Raw genomic sequence first — 10069 nt, 5'->3', positions numbered from 1 at the left:
TCTTAACCGATGGGAACGGTGCTTAATTACCCGAGCGCGTTATGAGTTTCGGGGCAAACATAATATTCAATCGCTGTTTTCGAGCCAAAAACAATCGTCGTCTTTAAACAACAGTTCTATTGTATGTTATCCATCAGCGAAATATCACGTTTTTCAATTTATCCGCCGGTTTCTTGGTGAAAACACAACGAGGGTTAGTATGGAATTAAGGGTTAATCCGGCATAAGCAAACAAATTGAAACCCCCATTCATAAATCATGTAACTACTTGTTTTATCACGTAAACACATGAAATATAGCGCTCAATCGACGATCCAAATCTCTTGACAAACGAACCACCCCATCCAGCCCCCAAACACACCTCTACGCCCTCTTCCAATTTCCGGCGGATCGATAAGACACTCCGTCTGCCCTCATCTTCCCCGCCGGAATCCCCATCAAAACATCAATACTCGTCAAACATGCGCTGAATTTCCTTCAGATCGCTCGTCTTCGTGAGGGCAAGCTGCAGAAGCAGTCTCGCCTTCTGAGCAGAGAGCGTGTCGCCATCAAGGAACTTCTCTTCGGTGTAGCGCGCAACGGAAGGCACCGTGGGCCCGGTTCCGACGCGGGCACTGCGCACGATCACAACGCCAGCCTTCTGGGCATTTACGAGTTCCTTTTCAGTATTCTGATGAATGCTGCCGTTTCCGGTACCGGCATGAACAATCCCCTTCGCACCGGCCGCAACAGCAGCTCGCGCGAGCACGCCGTCGTCACCCACATGCGAATAGAGAATGTCGACGCGCGGGAGAGTCTCGAGCTTCGAAACGTCGAACTCGGACTTCGCCGTATGGCGGCGAAGCGACTCCTTGTAGTACATGATCTTCCCGCCCGCGATGTAGCCGATGTTGCCGAGATCGGGCGCGCGGAAGGTGGCGACATTCGTCGTATTGGTCTTCGTCACGTCGCGGGCGTTGTTGATCACGTCGTTCATGGCAACGAGGACGCCCTTGCCGATGGAGTCCTTATTGACCGCAACGCGGACGGCGTTCAGGAGATTCATCGGGCCGTCGGCAGAAATCGCCGTGGCGGGACGCATGGCGCCCACGAGCACGACGGGCTTGTCGCTCTTCACCGTGAGGTTCAGAAAGTAGGCCGTTTCCTCAAGCGTATCGGTGCCGTGCGTGATCACGATGCCGTCGACGTCCTTCTGCGCCAGGAGCTCATTGCAGCGCTTTGCGAGCTTGAGGAGCGTCGGCGTATCCATGTTGTTGGACGAGATCTTCACGATCTGCTCGCCCGAAACATCGGCGACCTCCTTGATCTGAGGAACGGCGTCAATGAGCGTCTGGATGGCGATCTTGCCTGCTTCATAACCCGTCGTCTGGGTGGCGGAAGCTGCGCTTCCGGCGATCGTGCCGCCCGTAGCGAGAATCTTCACGCTGGGGAGATCCGCGGCTGAGGCGGATGCGGCCGCGAGGAGAATGGCAGCTGAAAGTGCGGCTTTTTTGAAGAAATTCATATTTTTTCCTTTGGCGGGTGGTTTGCCGGGCTTCTCAGGACAAGTCTTCCGACTCGTTTCTGAGAGACCCGGAACAAATCGACGGTATCAGACCCAGATCACTGCCGAACAGCCCGGAAAAATACGAAGACCGCAAAAAATCCCGGCCTTTCGATCTCTCGGGAGAGACCAGAAGACCGGGATTGAGAAGTACCTTCCAGGAAATGAAGCCCCATAGCTGCGATTCAGGCTTCATTCGCTGAAGGGAGAGAGAAATTGAATGAGTGATGAACTACTTCTCGTGGCAGCCTGCATCGCTGCACTTCTGGAAGTTCTCCATATGGTGGCAGCCGTAGCACATCGAAAGCGTAGCTTCCTTCGGCTTATAGTCCTTCGGAATCGGGAAGGGATGAGCTTCGTGGCACCCCTGGCAGTCCGGCACCACCTTCGCGCCTGCATGCGGGTTCGCCGCATTCGGGTCGAGGTACTGGTGGGGCTGAACCGGGGTATCAAACTCGTCCTTCCAGTTTTTCGTCTGCTCTCTCAGCGCGTCGAAGCTTCCGCCATGACACATCAGGCACTGTTCCGAAGTGACCTTCTCTGCCGCGTAAGCTTCGGGAAGAGCCGAGAGAGCCATGACGGCGCAGGAGAGCGCCAGCGCTAAAAGCGGGGTCTTTTTCATGGCTCTTGGGTCTCTTAAAGGTTGAAGGATTTACTTGAGCGACGCGAAGGTCTTGCCGAGGACGTAAGCCTGGACGAGGCCGCGCGAGAGGCCGTGCATGGAGCTGCCGCCCGTCACTTCGCCCGCTGCGTAGAGGCCCGGGATCTTTTCGCCTTCCCAGTCAAGCACTTCGCAGGCGTTGTTGACGTGGAGACCACAGTAGCAGTCGTGGAGCGTCACCGAAGTCCAGGCGGCGTAGAAGGGGCCCTTCTCGATCTTATACTGCGGCGTGGGCTTCTCGAAGTCCGGGTCCTTGCCCTGGTCGACGTAGGAGTTGTACGTCTTCACGGTTTCGGCGAGAACCTTCGGATCCATCTTGTGGCTCATCCACGGATTCGTGTTGATCTTCTCGGCAAGTTCCTCAATCGTATCGGCCTTGAAGAAGTATTCCGGGTCGACTGACTTCTCGTCCGTGTGCATGCGTTCGCGCTTGACGGCTTCGCTGTCGAAGATCGCCCACTGGGGACCGGCAGACCAGTCCGGAGCGTGCGAACCCTCGTTGATCTGGAGCGCAGCCGCGATGAAGTTGATCGGGTTGTACTTCGTGCGGTCGATGTTCTTCCAGTTGCCCTGGATGTACGGATCCTTGTCGGTGCCCTTGAAGAAGGCGCCGTTCGTGCCGTTCATGAGGCCGCGGGTGGAGTTGGCGGTGCCGTAGGACGTGAGCTTCGCGCTGTCGGCGGTGAGGCCGGCGGAGGACGTTTCCTCAAAGAAGCGCTTGCCGACCCAGTTGACGACGATCGCGTTCTGCCAGTTGCGCAGCGCCACGCCCGAGTGCTTCACGAGCGGGAAGATCGGGGATTCCGGAGCCCAGCGCAGGTACGTGTCGCGAACACCGACAACGGCGCCGCGGGTGAGCGAAATCGGACGTTCCGTATAGGCGTTCGTCAGACCCCAGAGGCCGGCGCCGCAGCGCATGGCAGCGAGCGTGCCCGAGGCGTCCTGCGGCGAATATTCGCAGGCGGCGGAAGCGAATTCCTTCGTGAGGCGCGGGTCGACCATGCGGCGGAAGGGAACGTGGTCGGTGTAGCCGGCAGTTGCGAGAACGAGCGCCTTCTTGGCATGAACCGTGATTTCCTTCGCGGTGGAGGCGATGTCTTCAGCTGCGCGGAAGCCCTTGAGTTCCGTGCCGTCAGGGAGAACCTTCGGCGTGCGGTGAGCCTTGAAGCCGACGCAGCGCCCTTTTTCATCCTGGACGATGTCGTCCATGTAGTAGTTCATGAGGAACTTGACGCCCGCCTTCCTGGCGGCCTCCTCGAGGCTGCGCATCAGAACCGTGCCGGAAGTGCCGGCAGGGGCTTCAAGCGACGCGCCCTTCGTCCACGAGAAGTGCAGTTCGCGGGGAGCCGAGCAGCCCGCGCCGTAGGCGCCTGCATTGTCGGGCTTCTTGTCGAGGAAGGGAACGCCGATCTTCACGAGCCAGTCGTAGGTCGGGACCATTTCGTCGGCAATCATGCGCTGCATGTCGCGGTCGTTGAAGCGGTAGTCGGCAAAGCCGTTGGGGAGCGTCACGGACCAGTCAGTCAGGTCCTTGAAGACCGTTTCCGGGTCATCCTTGATGCCGAACTTCTGCTGCATGGCGTTGCCGCCGCCCAGAAGCGTGTTGCCCTGGGAAATGATGGCGTGGCCGCCGATATCGTAGTTGGCGTCGACCACGAGGACGGAGAATCCCGCTTCCTTCGCGCGGATGGCGGCCGGGATGCCGGCGGCGCCCGCACCCACAACGACCACGTCGGCTTCAAAGTCCCACTTGGCGGGGACCTTCGCCGAAGCGCTGCCGGACATGCCGAACATCATGCCGCCCACTGCGGCGGAACCAGCTATGAAGGAACGACGGGAAAGATTCGCAGACATGCTTTTTCTCCTTTTGGCGGTCCGCTCATGCATCCGAAGTCTGAAGAGCGGTCCGATTCTTATGAATGAAGCTGTTTGAAGCTTTAGCCGGGGATTCCGCATCCCGGAAATCAACTGTTCCGGACTGCATCTCCTGCTGATTCGTATCTTTTCAGCCGGGATACTCGAGTAGCGTGACATTCATCAATCTTTTTCGCCTCCCCGACCACTCTCGACTCGCCCGCTGCGAGCGCATTTCTCATAAAATTCAATAAAGAACAATCCTGCTATACGGATTTCAAATGAGGCTCAAATGCTTGACTGCGGCGCGCTCGCCGGGGCAGCTCGCCCGGACTCTCCTCTGTCTCCTCCCGCTCGCAGCGGCGCTCTCATCTGGCGGCATCCGGGCGGCCGAGCTTGACGGCGTCTCTCAGGCAACGGCGCAGCTCTATCAGAAGCGTCCTCTCAGAGTCGGAATCATTTCGCTCTGGGAGACCCCGGAGACGACGCTTGCGCTCACGCGGACGCTCGAAACGATCGAACGCGCCTTTGCGCCCTATCCCGTTGAAGTCCGCCCGAGAATTCCCTCAACGGAACTCGAAAATCTGATCCGCACGGGCGGAATCGACGTCTTCATTGCAAGTTCGGGCTTCAGCATGCGCATGCAGCCTTACGGCGTCGTCGCGCTCGCAACGCTCATTACGGAACTTCAGCCCAATCCCAATACGGGCGTGGCGACAGCAATCATCACGCGAAGCGACGACGATCGCTTTCAGAAAATCGAGGATCTGCAGGGGACGAGGCTATCCGCGAGCTACAACACGGCCTTCATGAGCTTCAGAACGGGGCTCGGCGAAATTGCCGTGCGGGGCTTTGACCCGGAACACTTCTTCTCGAACATTCACTACACGGGGGACAGCGAAAACGGCTCCATCGCGAGGAGGCTCGATACGCGCGAAGCCGACGTCGCCATGGTGCGCGCCTGCTGGCTCGAGAGCCTCCCCGAGCAAATCCGCAGCCGCTACCGGGTGCTCGAGCCGAGAATCGACCCGACCCTCAACTGCGTGCACACCTCGCGCACCTATCCCAACATCATGGTGTCCGTCATGGAAGGATCGGCGCCGGGCGCTGCGCACATCATTGCGAAGACGCTCCTGTCGATACCTGAAATCGCTCCGGGCCACAAATGGGGCGTCGCCACCGACCTGAGGCCCGTGAACCGCCTCTATCGGGAGCTCAAGATCGAAAACTACGCGTACCTGAGGAACCCGACCGTCGAGGAATGGATCAAGAACCACTGGGCGGAGTGCGTGCTTGCGCTTCTCCTTGTATTGGGCCTTGCGCTTCACAGCTCCCGCGTCGCCTACCTGGTGCGGATCCGCACGGCGGAACTGAGAAAGTCGATCGCCGAAGAGCGCGCCGCGCAGGCGCGCGTCGAAGAGCTCCATGGCCGGATGGAGCGCATGCAGAAGGCCACCGTCGTGGGGCAGCTCTCGAACCTCATCGCCCACGAGCTCGCGCAGCCGCTCGCCGCCGTTCAGTACTACTCTGAAGGCATGAAGACGCTCCTTCAGAGCGAAAACCCCGACCGAAAGCTCCTTGAAATAAGCCGCGCCGGGATCGCCAAGGGGATTGAGCGCACGAAGGAGATCGTGGCCAAAGTACGGAGCTACTCCAAGAACCAGACGAAGCGCGACGCCTCGGTGCCGCTCATGCCCGCCGTCGACCGGATCTACACCGGGATCTCGCCCGACCTTACGGGCGACGTCCACTTTTCCGCCTCCGGCCTCGCCGACCGTTCGGTCAGGGGGGACGGCCTCGAAATTGAGCTTCTCTTCAACAACCTCCTCAAAAACGCTTTTGAAGCGGCAGCCTCTGCGGGCACGTCCGAAAGCCCCTTCGTCAGGATTTCCGCCGACCCCCTCGAAGGCGCCTCGGGAACCCTCGTCATTACCGTCGAGAATTCAGGACGGCTTCTCACGGACGAAGCCTTCCGCGACCTCACGACGCCGCTCATTACCTCCAAATCCGCCGGCCAGGGCCTCGGCATACCGATCGCAACCGCGATTGCCGAAGCCTCGGGCGGCCATCTTGAATTCGAGCGCCGTCCGAAGGGCGGCCTCATCGCCCGCGTGACGCTCCCGCTTGCCTGAAGCCGCAGGCGAGAATGAAAGCGAAGCCAGTTAAGGAAACAACACTATGCCCGCACCCAAGGAGAACGTCCTCATCCGCATCGTCGACGACGACGAGGAAGTCCGCAATGCCCTCTCCTTCATGCTTGCCTGCAAGGGCTGGAAGACGGAGTGCCATGCGAGCGCGGGGGACTTTCTGAAGAACTACCGCTCGACCCCGCCCGGCTGCCTTCTTCTCGACATCCGCATGCCCGGGATGTCGGGACTCGAGCTCCAGACGCGCATGAAGGAGATGAATCTCACGCTTCCCATCATCTTCATCACGGGGCACGCCGACGTCCCGACCGCCGTGCGCACGCTCAAGATGGGAGCCTTCGATTTTCTCGAAAAGCCCGTCGACGCCGAAGCGCTAGAAGCCGCCATTGAAGCGGCTTCAGAAATCAGCATGGCTCAATCGTCGGGCGGCCTTTCGCGCGAAGCCGTAGAGGCGATCCTCAGCGAAATGAGCCCGAGAGAGCGCGAGATCACGAAGCTTCTCTCCCAGGGGCTCGCCAACCACGACATTGCCGAGCACCTCTCGCTCTCGGACCGCACCATTCAGGGCCACCGCAACAACATCTACCATAAGCTGCGCGTGCACAACCTGAGGCAGTTTTCCGATGTGATCGCGGGCTTTGAGGAGCTCCTGCGCTAGCAGCGACCTTCCTTTCGAAAAGCAGGAAAAAAACGGAAGACTCCGAAAATGGAAAATCTTCCGCTTTTTCTATTGCAGAGCGCATCAGGCGCCCGATCAGCTCGCGAGCAGCATCTTGTCGGAGACCCCGTCGCCCGCCTTCTCAAAGAACTTGAGGAGATCCACAGGGGTCAGCTTCGCCTTTTCCTCGCCCTTCACGTCGAGGATCGGGCGCCCGTCGTGCATCATGATGAGGCGGTTGCCGTAGCGGAGCGCATCCCTCATATTGTGCGTGATCATGAGGGTCGTGAGCTTCTGCTCGTTCACGATGCGCTCCGTAATGTCGAGGACCTTGGCGGCGGTCTTGGGGTCGAGCGCCGCCGTATGTTCGTCAAGAAGCAGAAGCTTCGGGCGCACGAGCGTCGCCATCAGAAGCGTCAGCGCCTGGCGCTGGCCGCCCGAGAGCAGGCCCACATGCGCCGTCATGCGGTTCTCAAGCCCGAGGCCGAGACTCGCCACGAGCTTCGTAAAGTATTCGGTGCGCTCGGGCCTCGCGCTCCAGCGCAGCGTCGGGCGCTGGCCTCGGCGGTCGGCGATGGCGAGGTTCTCCTCAATCATCATGCCGGCGGCGGTGCCCTTCATCGGATCCTGGAAGACGCGGCCGATGAAGGCGGCGCGCTTATATTCCGGCATCTTCGTGATGTCCGTGCCGTCGATCACGATATTGCCGCTGTCGATCGGAAAGACCCCGGCAATCGCATTGAGCGTCGTCGACTTACCCGCGCCGTTCGAGCCGATCACCGTGCAGAAGTCGCCGTCATCGAGCGTGAAGGTGACGCCGCGGAGGGCCTTCTTCTCATTGGCCGTGCCGGCAAAGAAAGTCTTGTGTACGTTTTTGACTTCGAGCATTTTTCGTTTCGTCCTTTGAATTCGTTTCTGAGAGACCCTGCATCAGGCGCGGCGCTTCAGACCCGCGAGATTCCCCTTGATGAGCGGGAGCGCAAGCGCGAAGGCGACGAGCACGGCCGTAAAGAGCTTGAGGTCGTTGGGAGGCATGCCCATCTCAAGGACGAAGGCGATGACGAGACGATAGATGATCGAGCCCATGATGACGGCAATGAGGCTCGTCTTGAAGGATTTGGGCGCAAAGAGAACTTCGCCGATGATGACCGAGGCGAGCCCGATCACGATCGTGCCCACACCCATGCCGACGTCGGCAAAGCCGTTCGCCTGGGCGACGGTCGCGCCCGAGAGCGCCACGAGGGCGTTCGAGATCACGAGCCCCAGGACGATCATCGTGTTGGTGCTGATGCCCTGAGCGCGGGCCATCTGCTGGTTGAAGCCCGTCGCACGGATGGCGGTGCCGAGCTCGGTGCCGAAGAACCAGTAGATGATGACGGAGACGATGACGGCGAAGATGGCGCCGACGATGAGGCCCGAGAGCGAAACGGAGAGGCCGAGCCCGTTTTCAAGAATCGTGAAGACCGTCTCATCCTGCAGAAGCCCGATGTTGGACTTTCCCATCACGTGAAGGTTCACCGAATAAAGTCCGATCATCGTGAGAATGCCGGCAAGAAGCGCCGGGATCCTGAGCTTCGTCGTGAGCCAGCCGGTTACGGCGCCTGCGAGCGCGCCCGCAATGAGCGCGAGGAGGAAGGCCGCCGGAAGTCCGAGCCCCGAGGTGATCGCGGTCGCGGCAACCGCAGCCCCCAGGGGGAAGGTGCCTTCAACCGACAGGTCTGCAATATCGAGAATGCGGAAGGTCAGAAAGACGCCGAGCGCCATAACGGACCACTGCAGGCCCTGACCGACTGTGGAGAGGATGAGATCAAGCATGAAAATTCCTTTCTAGGTACGCGCCGGCGCGGGGAAGCTTTTTCAGGCCTTCTGGAATGCGCCTTTGGTTTTCTTCGTGGAAAAAAGTGAAATTTTAAAAACAAATCCCGGAGAAATACGGCCCTCCGGACGGCCCATCAAAAAAATAAAGCGGAGCCCGGGGCGGAAGCTTCCCTCTTCTGATGGGAAGCTCCCCGCTCTTGCTCCGCTCTATTTCAGGCGCGGCGCCTTCGGGAGGCGCTACTCAAAAAGCTTCGCGCCTTTCTTAAGTTCCTCAGGGATCGTGAGGCCGATCGCCTGCGCAGTCTTCATGTTGAAGACGGGAACGCCCGTCTTCACGTGCTCGACCGGCGTATCGGCGGGCTTCTTCTTCCCTTCGAGAATATCGGCGCCCATCTGGCCCGTCATCTTGCCGAGCTCATAGTAGTCGACCGAGATGGAGCCCAAGCACCCTGCGCCCACCATGCCCATTTCGCCGGCAACGGCCGGGATCTTCGCGGGATTCACGACCTTGGCGAGGGCCGGCACCGCGGAAGCGATGACGTTGTCGGTCGGGAGATAAAGCCCCTGAACCTTGTCCTTCAGGCTCGCAACCGCCTGCTGGATGTCGTTCACGTTGGAAACGGTGGCTTCGAGCACTTCAACGCCCTTTTCTGCCGCAGCCTTCTTGAGGATGTCGACCTGGTAGGCGGAATTGATTTCCGAAGAGTTGTAGATCGTGCCGATCGTCTTCGCGTTCGGAACGAGCTTCATGAGGAGATCGAACTGTGCGGCGATGGGGCCGAGGTCGGAGACGCCCGTGACGTTCCCGCCGGGAGCGGCGTCAGACTTGACGAGCTTCGCAGCGACGAAGTCCGTGATGGCCGTGGCGACGATCGGCGTATCCTTCGCAACCGTGGCCACTGCCTGAGCGGCCGGCGTCGCGACGGCGAAGATCACCTTGTCCTTGTTGGAGACAAAGCGGTTGGCGATGTTGTGCAGATTCGACTGATCGCCCTGCGCGTTCTGAATATCGAGCTTGATGTTGACGCCGTCCTTGTAGCCGCGTTCAGCAAGCGCGTCGACGATGCCGCGGGTTGCCGCATCAAGCGCACTGTGCTCGACGAGCTGCACGATGCCGATGGGCGTGAGCTCAGCCTTCGCGGCAGTATTCGCGGCCGGCGCCGCTCCCTTGTCGCCGCAGCCCGCAAGCGCGAGCGCGCCCGCAACAGCCGCAGCAATGAGCCCGCGGCGGGTAAGCGTGGATATCTCCATTTGAATTCGTCCTCTTCGGTCTTCGGGGTTGGATTCCGTTCAGCCCTGCCGGGAGGGATCAATAGAGCCGCTCTCCCGCCGTCAGGGCTTCAGATGCTTTATCTCATTATGCGCGAGCCCCGGGCTCTTCTTTCCGAA

At 59.9% G+C, this 10069-nt stretch carries 8 protein-coding genes; 2 read left to right on the top strand and 6 right to left on the bottom strand.

Features of this window, described 5'->3' with window-relative positions; all coding sequences use genetic code 11:
• Positions 1–444 precede the first annotated feature (444 nt).
• From Q0106_RS00940 to Q0106_RS00930, 3 genes are all read right to left on the bottom strand, one after another.
• The gene (locus Q0106_RS00940) at positions 445–1503 is read right to left on the bottom strand and encodes a type II asparaginase (protein WP_297607672.1); all 1059 of its coding nucleotides are present in this window, start codon (positions 1501–1503) and stop codon (positions 445–447) included.
• A gap of 271 nt (positions 1504–1774) precedes the next feature.
• Positions 1775–2164, bottom strand: coding sequence for a cytochrome c3 family protein (locus tag Q0106_RS00935; protein ID WP_297607670.1), 390 nt, complete (start codon positions 2162–2164; stop codon positions 1775–1777).
• A 30-nt stretch (positions 2165–2194) separates the two neighbouring features.
• On the bottom strand, positions 2195–4057 hold the full coding sequence (locus Q0106_RS00930) for an FAD-binding protein (RefSeq protein WP_297607668.1): 1863 nt from the start codon (positions 4055–4057) through the stop codon (positions 2195–2197).
• A gap of 281 nt (positions 4058–4338) precedes the next feature.
• Here Q0106_RS00930 and Q0106_RS00925 point away from each other — a divergent pair, with 281 nt between their 5' ends.
• Both Q0106_RS00925 and Q0106_RS00920 read left to right on the top strand, forming a co-directional pair.
• The gene (locus tag Q0106_RS00925) at positions 4339–6189 is read left to right on the top strand and encodes a PhnD/SsuA/transferrin family substrate-binding protein (RefSeq protein ID WP_297607667.1); all 1851 of its coding nucleotides are present in this window, start codon (positions 4339–4341) and stop codon (positions 6187–6189) included.
• Between the two features lie 46 nt (positions 6190–6235).
• Positions 6236–6862: a response regulator gene (locus Q0106_RS00920; protein ID WP_297607665.1), complete on the top strand. Its 627-nt coding sequence runs from the start codon at positions 6236–6238 to the stop codon at positions 6860–6862.
• A gap of 96 nt (positions 6863–6958) precedes the next feature.
• Here the strand turns inward: Q0106_RS00920 and Q0106_RS00915 are convergent, their stop codons facing one another.
• The 3 genes from Q0106_RS00915 to Q0106_RS00905 form a co-directional block, all read right to left on the bottom strand.
• Positions 6959–7750: an ABC transporter ATP-binding protein gene (locus Q0106_RS00915; RefSeq protein WP_297607663.1), complete on the bottom strand. Its 792-nt coding sequence runs from the start codon at positions 7748–7750 to the stop codon at positions 6959–6961.
• A 42-nt stretch (positions 7751–7792) separates the two neighbouring features.
• Positions 7793–8677, bottom strand: a complete 885-nt coding sequence (locus Q0106_RS00910) for an ABC transporter permease (RefSeq protein ID WP_297607661.1) — start codon at positions 8675–8677, stop codon at positions 7793–7795.
• Between the two features lie 240 nt (positions 8678–8917).
• Positions 8918–9931 (bottom strand): ABC transporter substrate-binding protein, encoded by a 1014-nt coding sequence (locus tag Q0106_RS00905; RefSeq protein ID WP_297607659.1) that lies wholly within the window; start codon positions 9929–9931, stop codon positions 8918–8920.
• Positions 9932–10069 lie beyond the last annotated feature (138 nt).

This window comes from uncultured Sutterella sp. (genome assembly GCF_937923675.1).
Classification (GTDB): domain Bacteria; phylum Pseudomonadota; class Gammaproteobacteria; order Burkholderiales; family Burkholderiaceae_F; genus Sutterella.
Note: the sequence above shows the minus strand (reverse complement) of the source record. Positions and strands in the feature narration are given on the sequence as shown.